Source organism: Legionella sp. W05-934-2 (assembly GCF_964199965.1).
Classification (GTDB): Bacteria; Pseudomonadota; Gammaproteobacteria; order Legionellales; family Legionellaceae; genus JAFIFT01.
Map to the genome: position 1 here is coordinate 45514 of NZ_CAXMZT010000001.1, position 16372 is coordinate 61885.

Genomic DNA, 16372 nt, shown 5'->3' on the forward strand with positions numbered 1-16372 from the left:
ATGGAAAAATATCAAGGTAGTCTCATTGTGGTCGCTGCACCTTCTGGCGGAGGAAAGACCAGTTTGATTCGAAACGTGTTATCAAAATTGGATAACCTAGAAGTGTCTATTTCACATACAACAAGGCCAGCCAGACCGAAAGAGGTCAATGGTAAGGATTACTATTTTGTTGAAACCGCGCAGTTTGCAAGGATGATTGAGGCGAATGAATTCATCGAATATGCGCAAGTGTTTGATCATCAATATGGTACTTCTAAACAGCAGATTATTGAGAAGCTAGTCGCTGGGGTGGATATTTTATTTGACATTGATTGGCAAGGTGCAGAACAAATTAAGCAGCACTTCAAAGAGGATGTGGTGACAATATTTATTTTACCGCCCTCCTTAGAGAAATTACGAGAGCGTTTGACGAATCGTAATCAAGATACGGATTCTGTGATACACAGCCGAATGCAAAAAGCCCAGGACGAAATGAGGCATTATAACCAATTTGATTATGTCATTATCAATGACGATTTTGAGCATGCGGCTGAAGAGTTGGCAAGTATTGTGATAGCAAATCGTTTAAAATTGGCAAAACAGGCAATGAAAAAAGCAAAATTGCTTTCTTTATTGCTTTGTCAACAGTAAAATAGGGTTGTTTTAAAACAAATTAGAGGATTTATCTTATGGCTCGAGTAACAGTCGAAGACTGCTTAGAAAATGTTGATAACCGTTTTGAATTAGTCATGCTAGCGACCAAGCGTGCACGTGATATTGCAACCCACGGCGAGGAGCCATTGGTTGAGTGGGAAAATGACAAACCAACTGTGATCGCTTTGCGAGAAATTGCCGAAGGATTCATTAAGCCAGATTATTTAGATAGGGATTAAGGCAAGAAAAAATACATGGCAATCGCAGAGCGCATGGTTAAGGAGAAAGTGACTAAGGTGAGTTATTTTGATGCGCTTGAAGAAGTGTTGTCATGTTATTTAGATGCTTCTCAAGTTGAAAAATGCAAAAAAGCTTACCTCGTTGCTGAAAAAGCACACGAGGGGCAAATGCGACGATCTGGTGAGCCCTACATTACTCATCCAGTAGCGGCTGCCCTTTTTTTGGCAAATATGCGTCTTGATCCCCAGACCATTATGGCCACTTTGCTGCATGATGTGGTTGAAGATACGACCATCACCAAGGAAGATTTGCTGCAAGAGTTTGGTGAAGAAGTAACTGCTTTAGTGGATGGCGTTACCAAGTTAACCAAAATCAAGTTTGAGACAAAAGCGGAGGCTCAAGCTGAGAACTTCCGTAAAATGGTCTTGGCGATGGTTAAAGATATACGAGTCATCATCGTCAAATTAGCCGATAGATATCACAACATGAAAACCTTAGGAGCAATGCCTGCTGCTAAGCGCCGCCGAATTGCCTTAGAAACACTTGAAATCTATGCTCCCATAGCCAATCGGTTAGGCATGCATACACTATACGTCGGTTTGGAAGACTTGGGGTTTCAAGCCATGTATCCGTTACGCTTTCGCGCTATCAAATCAGCGGTCGATAAATCGCGGGGTAATCGTCGCGAAATCACGAAAAAGATAGAAAATGAGTTGCAAGATGCGCTGATTCAAATGGATATCCCTTATATTGAAGTTTATGGGCGCAAGAAGCATTTATACAGCATCTATCGAAAAATGCGTGATAAACGAACATCATTGGCAGAAATTACGGATGTTTTTGCGTTTCGTGTAATTACCAAGGATATTGATAGTTGCTATCGTGTTTTAGGTGCCTTACATCGCACTTACAAGCCCGTCCCCAAGCGTTTTAAAGATTACATAGGCATACCCAAAGCTAACGGGTATCAATCGCTCCACACGACGTTATTTGGCCCCTATGGTGTTCCCGTCGAAGTGCAAATACGCACCCAAGACATGGATAGGGTTGCTGAAAATGGTGTTGCTGCCCATTGGGTCTATAAATCATCCGGATTAGAACTAAACGAGGCCCAATTAAGAGCCAGGGAATGGGTACAAAGTTTATTAGAAATGCAGCGAAGCACAGGCAGCTCTCTCGAATTTATCGAAAATGTTAAAATTGACTTGTTCCCAGATGAAGTTTATGTCTTTACCCCGCGTGGAGACATCATGGAATTACCAAAAGGCGCAACCCCTATCGATTTTGCTTATATGGTGCATTCGGATATCGGGAATAGTTGTGTGGCGGCAAAAGTTAACCGGCGTTTGGTTCCACTTAGCACGCCATTAATTACAGGACAAACTGTTGAGGTCATGACCGCACCAACCGGTAAGCCAAATCCGAATTGGTTGAACTTTGTTGTTACTGGGAAAGCCAAAAGTAATATTCGCCATTTCCTTAAGAGCCAGCAACATGCGCAATCCATCGACCTTGGGAAACGTCTATTGGAGCAGTCGTTTCGTGACTTGGATTGTGAGTTTGAAAAACTACCTGTCGAGTCATTTGAACAGTTATTGCAAGAGTTAAATTTAAGTAGCGCAGATGATTTATATTATGACATCGGCATTGGTCATCAAACCCCGATGGTGATTGCGCAACGACTCGTTTCGAAACAAGATGAATCAGGCAAACTGTATGAACCCGTCGCAAATGACAAACCGCTTGCTATTAAAGGAACGGAAGGGATGGTGGTTCATTTTGCTGATTGTTGCCAACCAATTCCAGGCGATAAAATTGTTGGCCGTTTTCATCGAGGGCGAGGAATATTTGTGCACACCAGTGACTGTGAGGTGTTGGCGAAGAAGCGCTACAATCCCCAACAGCTTGTATCTTTGCGCTGGGATGAGCAGGTTGAGGGAGAATATTGGGTTGATATTACCGTTGAGGTTTTGAACCAACGTGGCGTGCTAGCAATGTTAGCGTCAACCATTGCTGAATGTGAATCGAATATTGCCAATATCAACGTGGATCCCAAAGATGGCCGGCATAATGAGGTGACTTTTTCAATTGGCGTTAAAGGGAGAAATCACTTAGCACGTGTGATGAGGCGCTTAAGAGCGAATAAAGTGGTTGTTCGTATTTTCCGTAATAAACAGGGGGAATAGAGTGCAAGTAGTTGAAACAAATAAAGCACCTGCAGCGATTGGAACTTATAACCAAGCAATCAAAGTGGGCTCAACGGTCTATTTATCAGGTCAAATACCACTCGTTCCAGATACGATGGTTGTCATTTCTGATGAGTTTGAAAAGCAAGCAAACCAAGTGTTTGCTAATTTATCGGCTGTGTGCGAAGCAGCGGGCGGCAGTTTAGCTAATTTAGTCAAAATCAATGTTTATTTAACAGATTTGGGTCAATTTCAGTTACTTAATCAAGTGATGGAACGTTGGATAAAACAACCTTTTCCTGCGAGAGCTGCCGTTCAAGTTGCTGCATTACCGAAACAGGTCCAGATAGAAATTGATGGAATTATGGAACTTTCATGAACGATAATTCGCACCAACGAAGTGGTCGAATTATGTTTATAATCGCTTGGGTATTGATCATTGGCTTGTTATTTGTATTTTTCCAGTTTCAGCAACAAGCCTCTGTGACTCGTTCAGAAGAAATCATTCATGGTAAACTGGTCTTAACGGCTGATAGACAAGGACATTATCTAGTAAAAGGTCGAATCAATGATGTGCCCGTTGATCTGTTAGTTGATACTGGTGCTACGATGGTAGCTATTTCTAAGCCGTTGGCTGATAAAATGAATTTAAGTGGTCGTTATCCAATCACAATGAATACTGCAGGTGGATCAGTTAAGGGTTATTTAACTCGAATCGATAGTCTAACCTTTGGTAATTTTCAATTTTCAAATATAAAGGCTGTGATTATGCAACAAAGCTCAGATGAATTGGTGTTGTTAGGCATGAATGTATTATCTGAGTTTAAAATTCACCAAGAAAATAACAAATTAATTCTAGAAAGATGATTTATGAGCATTATCACATTACAGTCCGTTAGCCTGAATCTTGGTAATCAGCAATTGCTGGAAAAAATTGATTTGCGTGTTGAAGCCAACGACAGAATTGTAATCGTTGGAAGAAATGGGGCTGGAAAATCAACGTTATTAAAGCTTATTGAAGGCCAAATCCAGCCCGATGCCGGTGAGGTTAATATCGCAAAACAATTAACGATTGCCGGCCTTACTCAAGATGTTCCAGTCAATGACAATGAACCTGTCTATCATTATTTGGTTCAATCCCTTGGTGATAACGGTCAGTTATTATATCACTACCATGTCGCTCTTTATCAAAATGACGAAAAAGCGATGTCCACGCTACATGCAGAAATGGATAACCGTCATTTATGGGAAATGATGCCGAAAGTTAACACAATGGCAGAGCGTTTGGGTATCCCTATTAATCAAACCATGGGCGCTTTGTCGGGTGGGATGAAACGTCGGGTGCTACTGGCAAAGGCATTAATCGCTGAGCCGAGTGTGTTATTACTCGATGAACCAACAAACCATTTAGATATTGAATCCATCGAGTGGCTTGAAGCCTATTTAAAATCCTATCGTGGAGCCGTTATCTTCATCTCCCATGATCGGCAATTTCTTCAGCAAGTCGCAAACCGCATTGTAGAAATTGATAGGGGGCAGCTGCTAACGTTTGAGTGTGATTATCCTACCTACCTCGATCGCCGCGAAGCGATTAGACTGGCTGAGGATAAACATAATGCCTTATTTGATAAAAAATTAGCACAGGAGGAAGCTTGGATTCGACAAGGCATCAAAGCACGCCGTACGCGAAATGAAGGACGGGTTCGTGCTTTAAAAAAAATGCGAGAGCAATACCGCCAACGGCGGGAACAACTTGGCAAAGTTAAAACAATTGATACGGACGTTAACCAGTCAGGAAAATCTGTCGTCGTTGCTGAGGATGTTCATTATTCTATTAACCATAAGCCGATTATAAAGGCCCTATCTTTGCTCGTTATGCGCGGTGATAAGTTAGGGATTATTGGCCCTAATGGCTGTGGTAAAACGACGTTGATTCAATTATTACTGCAGCAAATCCCTCCTGACTCTGGAACAATAAAGCTAGGAACGCAATTAGAGGTCGCTTATTTTGACCAGTACCGAAAACAATTGGTTGAAAATCAGTCAGTGATGGCTAACGTTGCTGATGGGGCTGACTATGTTACGATCAATGGCCAAAAAAAGCATGTTGCCTCTTACTTAAAAGAATTTCTATTCTCACCTGAGCAATTTAAACAACCCGTTTCGACATTATCAGGTGGTGAAAAAAACAGACTATTATTAGCTAAATTATTAGCTAAGCCAGTTAATCTATTAGTGATGGATGAACCAACCAATGATCTCGATATTGATACACTTGATATATTGGAATCGATGCTTGTTGATTACACGGGCACTTTACTATTAATCAGCCATGATCGGGCCTTTATCAATGACGTGGTAACGAGTGTGTTAGTATATCAAGGTGATGGCCAATTTGTTGAATATGCTGGCAGTTATGATGACTATTTGATGCAACGTAAGAAAGTTGTGGTGGCCGAGAAAAAGGTTTCTAAACAAGAAAAGCCTGCCAAGCAATCAACAAAATTATCCTATAATCAACAACAAGAACTAAAAAAACTACCTGAAAAAATAGAGCTATTAGAGAGCAAGATCCAGACTTTACAAACAAAAGTAGCGGCATTAGGCTATTATCAGCAAGACGCTTCGAAAATTGTTGAAGACCAACGCCAATTAAATGACTTTGAGTCAGAGTTAGAATCACTATATCAGAGGTGGGCTGAGTTAGAAGGAAACTAATAACATGTGGTTATCGTTTGCATTAATTGTTTTAGCTGCAACATTAGTTGTTATTTTTGCTGATGAAATTGTCAATGTATTTAAAAAATACTGGAAACTTTCATGGTTTAAATTATTAGTTCCATTGCTTATTGCTTCCTACTTTTTTCTTGAATTTGAAATCTTTCTAATGTGGGTAATTAATCAGTTTAAACTGGTTTGGTTTAACCTGGCGAACTATATCGCTTCGTTTTTACCTAAATCGCCGCAGACAACGAGCATGGTTGAGATAGCCCTGATATTTCTTTTTACGATAGTACCTGTCATTAGTCTTGATCGATGGATAGTGCATCGACACAAAACAAAACGGCTAGAAAGTCGTTTTTACACTTCATTGATTATTTGGATTTTTATGGCTGGGTTATATGTGAGTGGCGTACAATTTGATTAGGATAATGTATGAGTGAAAATATGCTATTGCAACAGCTGCCAATTGGTGTTTTTGATTCAGGCATGGGAGGGTTAACAGTATTGAGTGCTCTGAGGAACACGTTACCTCAGGAATCATTTATCTATCTGGGTGATACCGCAAGACTACCCTATGGCACGAAAAGCCCAGAAACGGTCAAACAATATGCTGAGCAGATGGCTGCAATTCTTGTTGAACAACGAATAAAAGCATTAGTTATCGCTTGCAACACTGCGACGACAGCGGCGCTCACTCATCTTCAACAACGATTGCACTATATGCCAGTGATAGGTGTGGTAGAGCCAGGTGCTAAAGCAGCGATTGATGCTTGCCAACAAGGGAGCATTAGCTTGTTAGCAACGGAAACAACGGTTGCTTCAAAAGCGTACCAAACGATTATCAGTCAACAACTTCCTCATACCCGCATCAAAGCGATCCCATGTGGTTTGTTAGTTGCGCTAGCAGAAGAAGGTCTAACGGATCATGCTATTACAAGAGAGACTCTGCGATATTATCTAACTGACATATCAGAGGATGAGACTATTTTACTGGGATGTACCCATTTTCCTGTTTTTAAAAATGCTATCCAAGAAATGCTTCCTTCAACTATCAAAATTGTCGATTCTGCTCAAGCAACCGCTCAAGTTGTTAAACAGAAACTCAATGAGAAAGGTTTAATGCAAGGCGAGGACCATCAAGGACAAGTAAGCTATTTAGTCACTGATTCAATCGACAGATTTAAACGGGTAGGTGCTATCTTTTTGCATCACAGCCTCGATGATAAACCCGTTACTTTGATTGATACTCCTTGTTCCACTGCTTAAGTTTTTTACTGACGGATTTGATAAAGGCAGTCAAGGAAGATTGGTTAATAGGTTGGTTTGTTTGATACCGCAAGGACTCATATTCTTGTCTTAGTGTTTCGATTTCGTTCCTTTGTGCTGGAAATAGGCTGCTAAGTTGGCGACATAGCGTCGTAAACGTTTCTGGCGGTTGGTACTGAACCCCTAATTTATCACATAAGCTATGTAGCTTGGTTACTTCTTTTTGAAAAGGGTCAGGTCGTTGTCGCCACCACCGAATACTGACAAGCAAGATAACCAAGCTTATGAAAGTCCACACCCATTTAACATGAGCATATACCCAGTTAAGCATGCGCTGATTAGATAGGATATCGAGTAATTGTTGTTGAGTCTCATAATTATAGAATAAGAGCCATCGCTGCCAGAAAAAGTTTGCGGATTCTAGGTAATAGCGAGTTCGTTGCCAAAAACCTAAATTATGCCCAAATCGATCAAACTCAAGGTCATAATTGTTTTGGCGCAATCTTTCTAATCGCTTCTGTATGGAATCATCGATTCGATTTGCTGGAATCCAAGCCGTTGGATTAAGGGTGAGCCAACCGCTCTCATTGCTCCAATATTCTACCCAGGCATGCGCATCAGACTGTTTCACCACTAAATACTGCCCAACAGGGTTCCATTGACCGCCTTGATAGCCTACAATGACGCGCGCTGGTATCCCTGCCACACGTAAAATAAAAGCAACTGCACTTGCATAATACTCACAATATCCTTCTCGCGTTTCAAACCAAAACTTATCTAACTGCCTTGCACTTCTACCAATAGGGGCTGGGTTAAGGGTATACCAAAAGGGTTTGTTTTGAATTTCTGATTTAAGCTGTTCAATAAATAAATCGGTTTGCTGATGACTTGAGCGCATGAGACGCTTTGCCCAATTCTGTAAACGGGGGTTAGCATAAGAAGGATATTGTTGGTTGAGATACCATATGCTGTTGTTCATCAATCGAGAAGGTTTAAGATTGACATTGAATCGGTAGCCCAACTGCCTGGTTATGGGCCTTTTTGTTAACTGAACGATGCCAACATTTGGAATATGAAGTAACGAAGGACTGGCTTGTGTTACTTGTCCCGTTGTTATGACCCAAGGAGTTTGAGTAGGCTCTAAGATAATTTCAATGTCCGCGTTTTCATGAAAAGATAGTCGGGGAATAGGATTATCTGCAGTTTTTGCTGCTTTGCTGACTTGCCAACTTAGCCCATCATAAAAACTTAAGGCAAGACCTCGCCAGTATGGTTGTTTACCTAAGTTGGTGTGGCTAACAATTTTCATTGCTTGGCTGTCATCGAGCACTAATTCATGAACATCCCCCAGCTTGAGTTTATCGGTAAATCCCGTTTGTTTTTGACCAGGACTTGGCAGCTGCCAAAAAGGGGTGCTTATTCTTGGAAATGCATAAAATAAGACGATGGTTATCATTAATGTCATTATTAGTAAGGGGAAATTTCGTTGGCTAAAGAGGCTTATTCGTATGGTTGGATTGAACAATTTAAATAGAACAATAAAGTTTAAGAGTCCTGCAACGAGAAGATAGACAAATATCCACAGTTCCATTACAACTACTAAACAGGCGAATAACACATAGAAATTCACTAATATCTGAATTAAATAATCCCTTTTTTGCTGAATTTCGAGTACCTTAAAACTAACAAACAAAATAAGAAAATAGATGAAAAATAGGTAATCAAGTCGACCTTTGACTTCATGCACTAATAATATCAGTCCGAGAATTGTTAATAGTAGTTTTAAAAGCCAATGGGTTGGTTCACTTTTGAAAAATGCTTGTATTGCTCTATAACCTAAGCAGAATAAGCAAGCAATAATGAGCCAACTGGGAGCAATTGTAAGGATTGGCGATATACATACCAAGACGGTTGCTATCATTAGGAACAGTAAGTTGCGATTATTGCTGAGCCTTTCCATAGATTGCTACTTGTCTAAGTTGATTTGTTAAGTGATGCGGCCCATGGCTGGCAGTATTAAAAGGCTGGCGTTGGAACACATAGTCAAAGCCTCTTTTTTCGCTTTCAATAAGCCAAAAACTAATAAATCGTAACCCTTCTTCTAAGGGGAATCGGCTGACTTGTTGTGTTGAAAAAAAATAAAGCGTTTTTAACGGCATGCTAAATTGCTTTTCATACCAACCATATCCTTTGGCAGCCGTTGTCCAGCTGATTCGAGATGGTTGCTTCCAAGGGTTTTCGCTTTGTTTTAGTGTGTAAAATTCTTCATCACCGTCGCTCATGGATTGTTGATTGGCAGAATACGCTGGTTCTGGCCAAAATCCTGGTGCTTTAGGCTTAGGATACACATAAACATGGGTATCAAACGTGAGATAAGACCATATGACAAATAAACCAAATGGAAACCGGGTTTCAACACGTATTCTCGGCACTTGATGATAACCACGTTCCAGGAAAGAACAGGGCATATGGATTATCTGATCTGACTCTAACGTTTCCCATCGTTTGTTGCGTCCATTGATGATAAGATTTATGGAGAAGCAGGAAGATTTTTTATGGCTGATTTGAATGGGGATTTGGCATAGTTGGTGGGTGGCGGAGTCTTTGACGGGTTTGGCTATAAAGCGAAGTCCGTTGATGTTTTGATGTCCAATCCAAGCACTTAGCATAACAATGGTCACTAATAAAAATGTCAGAAAAAAACCACCGCTAAGTTGGTAATTGACGGATCCGATGAATAACGAGATTATCACTAAAAAAAATAAACTGCCGAATTTGCTGGGCAATACATAAATGACGTGTCGATTCAAGGTGACAAAGGGCATGGGTGGGTGTTTACGAGTCAACCATTGTTGCCATTTGTCTTGGAAATACTTTTTCACAAGGGTACCTCGACATGTTGTAATAAGTATTGGCTAGGTGATTTCCTTTCGTCTTGGCAAAATTGTAATCGATGATCGATAACAGCGCCTGCAACCGCAATGACATCGTCGGGTTTAACATAGTCTCTTCCGTCTGTTAATGCATAGGCTTGAGAAGCCCTCACTAACCCTTTCCCTGCTCGAGGACTTAAGCCATGAATAAACCAGTTTTGTTGTCGTGAAGCAGCAAGTAATGCTTGAATGTAATCAAAAATAACCTCGCTGACTTTAATCTGCTGGCATTGCTGTTGAAGTTGTAGAAGATCATTGGGAGCCATAACTGGCTTTTCCTTTAGAAATAAAGGGCCATCTTCAATTTTTTTTAATAACTTCCTTTCAGCTTCTCTATCAGGATAACCCAATGCTAAACACATTAAAAAACGATCGAGTTGCGATTCAGGAAGTGGATATGTGCCTGTGTGGAAGGATGGATTTTGAGTGGCAATAACAAAAAATGGGGAAGGAAGCTTGGATGTCCCCTGGTCTGTTGATATTTGTTTTTCCTCCATTGCTTCAAGCAGCGCGCTTTGTGTTTTGGGAGGAGCACGGTTAATTTCATCAGCGAGAATGAGTTGATTAAATAATGGACCTTTGTGGAAAGTGAAAGTATTGGACTGATTGTTAAAAATGGAAATTCCGATTAAATCAGCGGGCAATAGGTCACTGGTGAATTGGATCCGACAATAATCCATTCCGGTCAGCTGTGCTAGTGCATGGCTTAAGGTTGTCTTACCCATGCCGGGTAAATCTTCTAACAGTAGATGACCGTGCGCTAGCATACAACTGACCGCTAGGCGTACGACTTCCTTTTTACCAAGAATGATGTCATTCAGCGATTGTTGTAATTCTTGTAGCATAATCAATCCAGTTATTGTTATTCCTTTATTATTAAGTTTAGACCTGATTGGATAATCTGCCACTGATTCGGTCGGTCTGAATGTGACAAAGTTGATGAGAAAGTTGCTCATTTAGAGGGGCGGAGAACGGCATTTACATCAACCGGTAAATGCCGATAGGATTCATTGATTACGAGTCACTTAATCGTACTTGAATGGTATTTGCTTGATCGGTCACAAAGTCCGCCAACGTTGAGTCAGGGCATTGTTTTAAAAACAGCTGATAGAGCTGATAAGCCAGATTCGACTCATTCGCACGGTTTGCTTTATCTGCCATTTCAATGTATTTTTTTTGGTATTCGAGTTTATCATTATCCGACTTCGCTGAAGCAATGGCAATCATATAGCACCATGCAGCATCGGTGAAATAGTGTTGATTGGTAAGAAAAGCGCCCAGGCTGATTAAGGCCTGGTTATCCAAATCTAACTTCGCTTTACTATCTTTAAATTTCTGGAATAGCGCGACTGATTCATAGCCCATGCCGTTGTGCAAGCTAGACTTTAATGCAATTTTAGCTTGGTTTAAGGCTTTGGTTGATTGTTTTTGATGATAGTAAAGATGTGCTAGGGCCAGTTGCACATGGACATTATTGCTGTCGAAGGCATTAAACATTTTGACTTGTTCAGTCAATTCTGACTCACTCATTTTTTCAAGTCGCGGTAATAACTCATTGAATTTATCTTTTAACTGCGCCCAGGATTCTGTTTCACTAGTGGGTTGTGCGCCGTTACCATTTCCGTTAGGGCTATTTGGAGAGATTGGACTTGGTGATAGAGGGGATGCATGCGTATCGATGGGATCGGCTATGGATTGCTCACCAGACACAAAGGCACCGCTTAAACGTCCAATAATAATGGGTGAAATTAAAAACGGTAAAATGGAAATGAAGGTTGAGAAAGTGATTCCTGCTTCAAATGAGGACTTATACAATAGGATATTGATGATCGATAATGGAATGATGTATTTGGCATAGAAGACTATGAGGCCCCCAAAAGCAGCTGAATAGTATGGGCCTAAATCATAACGTCGATCACTCCATAACCAAATGATCGGTTCAAGGCTAAATACTTCTTCGAGTGAGGAAGTAATCGCTGCTAGTATACAACTAATCGTTGGCCCAAAAACAATGGCCAACACGATGACAAGTGCTAATAGTCCATGGAAGCTAGATGAGGCACCAAAGCTGCTTGGTCCGAAAAAGAACATGGAGAAAACCGAATGGACCTTTAGAACATATTTTGCCAAAAGATACACAGGAATCATCCACGCAAACATGTAAATTAAATAACGCAAAACAAATGAACCCGTATCACCTTTTTGAATATGAGGCGAAAAAAAACCGGCATCCAATTCACCCGCACAGGCAGGGATCGTAAAGCGGGCAAGCAAAAATGATACTGTTAATAGGTTGATTAGCAAATAAATCAATCCAGGCAGTTTATTACCCATTAGGTACATAATTAAATAGACAACAAACCAAAAGATGATTAGGGGAATGATAGTTAGGAAGGTGCTAAATTTCAAAAAGTTACGAACTACCTCCCCTGCATAACCACGAAACTGACTGATATCATCCATTATTAGAGTCCTTTCTCGACAATAAATATATTAAGGATCGTTCCTTAACAATCATAGACTTAACTATATATAAAATGCAACCAAAGCATCGGTATTATTTTGTTTATGAGAAAAATACCTAAAAAAGGTCTCGGAATATACCTTAATGTTCCCGCATTGCGCTGCGCTCTGCGGAATCCTGATATTTTTATCTTGAACAAAAAAATGTCAGGATCACTCAGCGCTTCGCTCTATGTGGACTAAGATACTACGGTACTGCGCATATTAAAACCGGGCACGGGCACGGGCTCGGGCACGTATAAGAGATTAGTTTTTGTCTTTTATTGAGTTTATTTCATCCTCTGAAAAGGTTTACATGGATAGATTTGCTAAAATTTGTTAAAATGGGTTGATAATTTCCGCCTAGGAGTTTATCCATGTCCTCTAAATTTGCCTTGAAACACTCTGCATTGACCTTTGATGACGTACTAATCGTACCTGCAAGTTCACAGGTGTTGCCCAAAGATGTTGAGCTCAAAACTTTTCTCACTAAATCCATTCAACTAAATATCCCCGTATTATCTGCCGCGATGGATACCGTGACTGAAAGTCGCTTAGCCATTGCTATTGCTCAAGAAGGGGGCATTGGTATCATTCATAAAAACATGACAGTTGTCAAACAGGCAGAAGAAGTTAGGCGAGTAAAGAAGTTTGAAAGTGGCATGGTCAAAGACCCGATTACTGTTTCGCCGGATTTTACTGTAGCGCAATTATTAGCAGTGATGGATAAACATAATTTTTCGGGTATGCCAGTTGTTGATGGCGATGATTTGGTTGGGATTGTGACCAGTAGGGACATTCGTTTTGAAGAAAATTTGTCCTTACCAGTGAAAGATGTGATGACGCCTAAAGAAAAATTGGTCACGGTGAAAGAAGGGGCTGATCGTGAAGAAATTCGTGCATTATTACACAAGCATCGATTGGAGAAACTCCTTGTAGTCAATAACGATTTTCAATTGAGAGGCTTGATTACCGTCAAAGACATTCAAAAAGCAAAAGAAAATCCTTATGCAAGTAAAGATAACAATGAGCAACTGCGAGTTGGCGCCGCAGTCGGTGTTGGGGATGAAACAGAGTTGCGAGTGGATGCATTGTATCAAGCGGGTGTTGATGTGGTTGTCGTTGATACGGCACACGGCCATTCGAAAGGGGTGATAGACCGAGTTAAGTGGATTAAGTCACATTATCCCGATTTACAGGTTATCGGCGGTAATATCGCAACGGCCGAGGCTGCAAAAGCATTAAGAAAGGCAGGAGCGGATGGTGTGAAAGTTGGCATCGGTCCTGGTTCAATTTGCACAACAAGAATTGTGACTGGGGTGGGAGTGCCTCAAATTTCTGCCATATATGAGGTAGCAAATGCTTTAAAAGGTAGTATCCCTATTATTGCGGATGGAGGTATTCGCTTTTCTGGTGACATCAGCAAGGCGTTAGTAGCCGGTGCAGATTCTGTCATGTTAGGTGGCTTATTTGCCGGTACCGAAGAGTCACCTGGTGAAATAGAATTATATCAAGGACGCACCTACAAAAGCTATCGCGGTATGGGCTCCATTGGTGCCATGGCTCAGCGATATGGGTCAAGTGATCGATATTTTCAAGAAAATACAGCGAATGTTGATAAATTAGTGCCGGAAGGGATTGAAGGGCGGGTGGCATACAAAGGTCCGATTCAAACAATTATTCACCAAATGGTCGGTGGCATTCGTTCTTGCATGGGCTACACGGGATGTGAAACCATTAAGCAATTACATGATAAAGCGCAGTTTGTGCAAGTAACAAGTTCTGGCATGCGTGAATCACATGTTCACGATGTTAGCATTACTAAACAAGCACCCAATTACCAGGTAGAAGAATCATGATGCAGGATTTACAACAATCGCCTCTCGTCATTCTTGACTTTGGCTCTCAATACACGCAGTTAATTGCTCGTCGCGTACGCGAAATGAAGGTCTATTGTGAAATTCATCCCTATCATATAAGCCAGGCGGATTTTCAGCGGCTAAACCCTTGCGGTGTGATATTATCTGGCGGGCCTGAGTCAATTCAATTTTCAACCACCCATAAATTGGCAGATTGGCTGTTTCAGATGAACATACCGTTATTAGGCATCTGCTATGGCATGCAAGCAATTGCCGATCATTTGGGTGGGGAAGTGGGCTCCTCGAATGTACGCGAGTTTGGTTATGCACGACTTAAAATACATGGACACAGTGCTTTGTTAAAGAATATTGAAGATGAAACGGATGAGAACGGTCATGCCTTATTAGATGTGTGGATGAGTCATGGTGATAAGGTAAACAAGCTTCCACCCGGATTTCAAGTCGTCTGCAGTAGCAAAAATGCCCCTATTGCCGCTATGGCAAATGATAGTAAGCGGTTTTATGGTCTACAATTTCACCCAGAAGTTACCCATACAAAGCAAGGCATGCGCATACTGCAGCGATTTGTGGTAGATATCTGTCAGGCTAAAACTAATTGGCAATCCGAAAATATTATTGCTGAAAACATTGAGCAAATCCGCGCAAAAGTCAGGTCTGAAAAAGTATTGTTAGCGCTTTCTGGTGGCGTTGACTCCTCTGTTGTTGCAGCTTTATTGCATCAAGCAATCGGTGATCAGTTAATCTGCGTCTTTGTTGATACAGGGTTGCTAAGACTCAATGAAGTATCACAAGTGCAAACTATGTTTGGACAGCATTATGGCATCAATTTAATGACAATTGATGCGAAGGAACAGTTTTATCAGGCGTTAAAGGGAGTGACTTGCCCTGAGGATAAACGGAAAGCAATCGGGCGTACGTTTATTGATGTATTCCAGGATCAAGCAGAAAAACTGGAAAATATTCAATGGCTTGCTCAAGGTACCATTTATCCGGACGTTATTGAATCATCTGGTGACGGCACCTCTGCTGGCGGGTCAAAAGTGATTAAATCGCATCATAATGTGGGTGGTTTACCGGAAACGCTAAAACTTAAATTAATCGAACCATTGCGGACATTATTTAAAGATGAAGTTCGTCAACTTGGGCTAAATCTTGGGTTACCCTATGACATGGTGTATCGTCATCCGTTCCCGGGGCCAGGGTTAGGTGTTCGCATATTAGGCGAAATCCAACCCATCTATGCTGACATCTTGCGTCAAGCGGATGCTATTTTTATTGACGAATTACGCCAAGCCAATCTTTACGACAAAGTTTCGCAAGCATTTGCTGTTTTTTTACCGGTCAAAAGTGTGGCTGTGATGGGTGATGGTCGCTGCTATGATTATGTCATCGCATTACGCGCCGTTGAAACCACGGATTTCATGACCGCGCACTGGTCTCATTTGCCTTGGGAATTCATTGGTCATGTATCCAATCGTATAATTAATGAAGTGAAAGGTGTTTCCAGGGTAGTTTATGATGTTTCAGGTAAACCACCCGCAACGATTGAGTGGGAATGAACGATATCACCTATATGAAACGCGCTTTAGCTTTGGCCAATGAAGCCGCGAGCCTTGGCGAAATTCCTGTGGGCGCTGTGATGGTTGATGCATCAGGCAGCATAATTGGTGAAGGATATAATCAAACAATAAGCCATTCTGACCCCACCGCCCATGCAGAAATAGTTGCATTAAGAAAGGCCTGTTTGTCTATCAACAACCATCGACTATTGGATGCAACGCTCTATGTTACTTTAGAACCTTGTCCTATGTGTGCTGGTGCTTTGATACAATCTCGCATAAAGCGTTTAGTGTTTTCTTGCCGTGATTTTAAATCAGGTGCTTGTGGGAGTGTGGTCAATATTGTTAATGGCCTAGCTTCCAATCATGCGATATGTTTGGACGAAGGATTGCTCGCTGACCAAAGTTCACGCTTGCTCACACAATTTTTTGATAGTAAGCGCTAAACG

The 16372-nt window shown here is 41.2% G+C and carries 14 protein-coding genes and 1 pseudogene; 11 read left to right on the top strand and 4 right to left on the bottom strand.

Features of this window, described 5'->3' with window-relative positions:
* The 8 genes and pseudogenes from gmk (at position 1) to murI (ending at position 7049) form a co-directional block, all read left to right on the top strand.
* Positions 1 to 630: a guanylate kinase gene (gmk, locus tag AB3348_RS00205; protein WP_367605856.1), complete on the top strand. Its 630-nt coding sequence runs from the start codon at positions 1 to 3 to the stop codon at positions 628 to 630.
* A 38-nt stretch (positions 631 to 668) separates the two neighbouring features.
* Positions 669 to 839 (top strand): annotated as a pseudogene (rpoZ, locus tag AB3348_RS00210) (DNA-directed RNA polymerase subunit omega); the annotation flags it as partial.
* Between the two features lie 90 nt (positions 840 to 929).
* Positions 930 to 3059 carry a bifunctional GTP diphosphokinase/guanosine-3',5'-bis pyrophosphate 3'-pyrophosphohydrolase gene (gene spoT, locus AB3348_RS00215; RefSeq protein ID WP_367605857.1) on the top strand — a complete coding sequence of 710 codons (2130 nt, stop codon included), beginning with the start codon at positions 930 to 932 and terminating at the stop codon, positions 3057 to 3059.
* A gap of 1 nt (position 3060) precedes the next feature.
* On the top strand, positions 3061 to 3438 hold the full coding sequence (locus AB3348_RS00220) for a Rid family detoxifying hydrolase (RefSeq protein ID WP_367605521.1): 378 nt from the start codon (positions 3061 to 3063) through the stop codon (positions 3436 to 3438).
* Positions 3435 to 3926 (top strand): TIGR02281 family clan AA aspartic protease, encoded by a 492-nt coding sequence (locus tag AB3348_RS00225; RefSeq protein ID WP_367605522.1) that lies wholly within the window; start codon positions 3435 to 3437, stop codon positions 3924 to 3926. Before AB3348_RS00220 ends, AB3348_RS00225 begins: the two co-directional genes overlap by 4 nt.
* 3 nt (positions 3927 to 3929) lie before the next feature.
* Entirely contained in the window at positions 3930 to 5777 is a 1848-nt protein-coding gene (locus tag AB3348_RS00230) for an ATP-binding cassette domain-containing protein (RefSeq protein WP_367605524.1), read from the top strand.
* Between the two features lie 4 nt (positions 5778 to 5781).
* On the top strand, positions 5782 to 6207 hold the full coding sequence (locus AB3348_RS00235) for a hypothetical protein (protein WP_367605526.1): 426 nt from the start codon (positions 5782 to 5784) through the stop codon (positions 6205 to 6207).
* 8 nt (positions 6208 to 6215) lie between these two features.
* A complete protein-coding gene (gene murI / locus AB3348_RS00240) occupies positions 6216 to 7049 on the top strand; it encodes a glutamate racemase (RefSeq protein ID WP_367605528.1) in 834 nt (277 codons plus the stop codon).
* On the opposite strand, the gene AB3348_RS00245 is transcribed toward murI, so the two are convergent.
* The 4 genes from AB3348_RS00245 to AB3348_RS00260 form a co-directional block, all read right to left on the bottom strand.
* Positions 7015 to 9009, bottom strand: a complete 1995-nt coding sequence (locus AB3348_RS00245; protein WP_367605530.1) for a transglutaminaseTgpA domain-containing protein — start codon at positions 9007 to 9009, stop codon at positions 7015 to 7017. The genes murI and AB3348_RS00245 overlap by 35 nt on opposite strands.
* On the bottom strand, positions 8990 to 9931 hold the full coding sequence (locus AB3348_RS00250) for a hypothetical protein (RefSeq protein ID WP_367605532.1): 942 nt from the start codon (positions 9929 to 9931) through the stop codon (positions 8990 to 8992). The genes AB3348_RS00245 and AB3348_RS00250 overlap by 20 nt, the downstream gene beginning before the upstream one ends.
* On the bottom strand, positions 9928 to 10827 hold the full coding sequence (locus AB3348_RS00255) for an AAA family ATPase (protein WP_367605534.1): 900 nt from the start codon (positions 10825 to 10827) through the stop codon (positions 9928 to 9930). Before AB3348_RS00255 ends, AB3348_RS00250 begins: the two co-directional genes overlap by 4 nt.
* Before the next feature lie 169 nt (positions 10828 to 10996).
* Entirely contained in the window at positions 10997 to 12445 is a 1449-nt protein-coding gene (locus tag AB3348_RS00260) for a hypothetical protein (protein ID WP_367605540.1), read from the bottom strand.
* Between the two features lie 416 nt (positions 12446 to 12861).
* Between AB3348_RS00260 and guaB the strand changes: the two genes are divergently transcribed.
* The 3 genes from guaB to tadA are packed head-to-tail and all read left to right on the top strand — an operon-like array spanning position 12862 to position 16369.
* Positions 12862 to 14343, top strand: a complete 1482-nt coding sequence (gene guaB / locus AB3348_RS00265; RefSeq protein WP_367605541.1) for an IMP dehydrogenase — start codon at positions 12862 to 12864, stop codon at positions 14341 to 14343.
* The gene (guaA, locus tag AB3348_RS00270) at positions 14343 to 15923 is read left to right on the top strand and encodes a glutamine-hydrolyzing GMP synthase (protein ID WP_367605858.1); all 1581 of its coding nucleotides are present in this window, start codon (positions 14343 to 14345) and stop codon (positions 15921 to 15923) included. The genes guaB and guaA overlap by 1 nt, the downstream gene beginning before the upstream one ends.
* Positions 15920 to 16369, top strand: a complete 450-nt coding sequence (gene tadA / locus AB3348_RS00275; protein ID WP_367605542.1) for a tRNA adenosine(34) deaminase TadA — start codon at positions 15920 to 15922, stop codon at positions 16367 to 16369. Before guaA ends, tadA begins: the two co-directional genes overlap by 4 nt.
* Positions 16370 to 16372: the final 3 nt, after the last annotated feature.

What these genes read in the sequence shown, in the direction of transcription:
- guaA (WP_367605858.1), top strand. Translation starts at nt 14,343, where the DNA reads ATGCAGGATTTACAACAATCGCCTCTCGTCATTCTTGACTTTGGCTCT.
- murI (WP_367605528.1), top strand. Translation starts at nt 6,216, where the DNA reads ATGAGTGAAAATATGCTATTGCAACAGCTGCCAATTGGTGTTTTTGAT.
- AB3348_RS00255 (WP_367605534.1), bottom strand. Translation starts at nt 10,827, where the DNA reads ATGCTACAAGAATTACAACAATCGCTGAATGACATCATTCTTGGTAAA.
- AB3348_RS00225 (WP_367605522.1), top strand. Translation starts at nt 3,435, where the DNA reads ATGAACGATAATTCGCACCAACGAAGTGGTCGAATTATGTTTATAATC.
- AB3348_RS00235 (WP_367605526.1), top strand. Translation starts at nt 5,782, where the DNA reads ATGTGGTTATCGTTTGCATTAATTGTTTTAGCTGCAACATTAGTTGTT.
- guaB (WP_367605541.1), top strand. Translation starts at nt 12,862, where the DNA reads ATGTCCTCTAAATTTGCCTTGAAACACTCTGCATTGACCTTTGATGAC.
- gmk (WP_367605856.1), top strand. Translation starts at nt 1, where the DNA reads ATGGAAAAATATCAAGGTAGTCTCATTGTGGTCGCTGCACCTTCTGGC.
- AB3348_RS00260 (WP_367605540.1), bottom strand. Translation starts at nt 12,445, where the DNA reads ATGGATGATATCAGTCAGTTTCGTGGTTATGCAGGGGAGGTAGTTCGT.
- AB3348_RS00245 (WP_367605530.1), bottom strand. Translation starts at nt 9,009, where the DNA reads ATGGAAAGGCTCAGCAATAATCGCAACTTACTGTTCCTAATGATAGCA.
- tadA (WP_367605542.1), top strand. Translation starts at nt 15,920, where the DNA reads ATGAACGATATCACCTATATGAAACGCGCTTTAGCTTTGGCCAATGAA.
- AB3348_RS00230 (WP_367605524.1), top strand. Translation starts at nt 3,930, where the DNA reads ATGAGCATTATCACATTACAGTCCGTTAGCCTGAATCTTGGTAATCAG.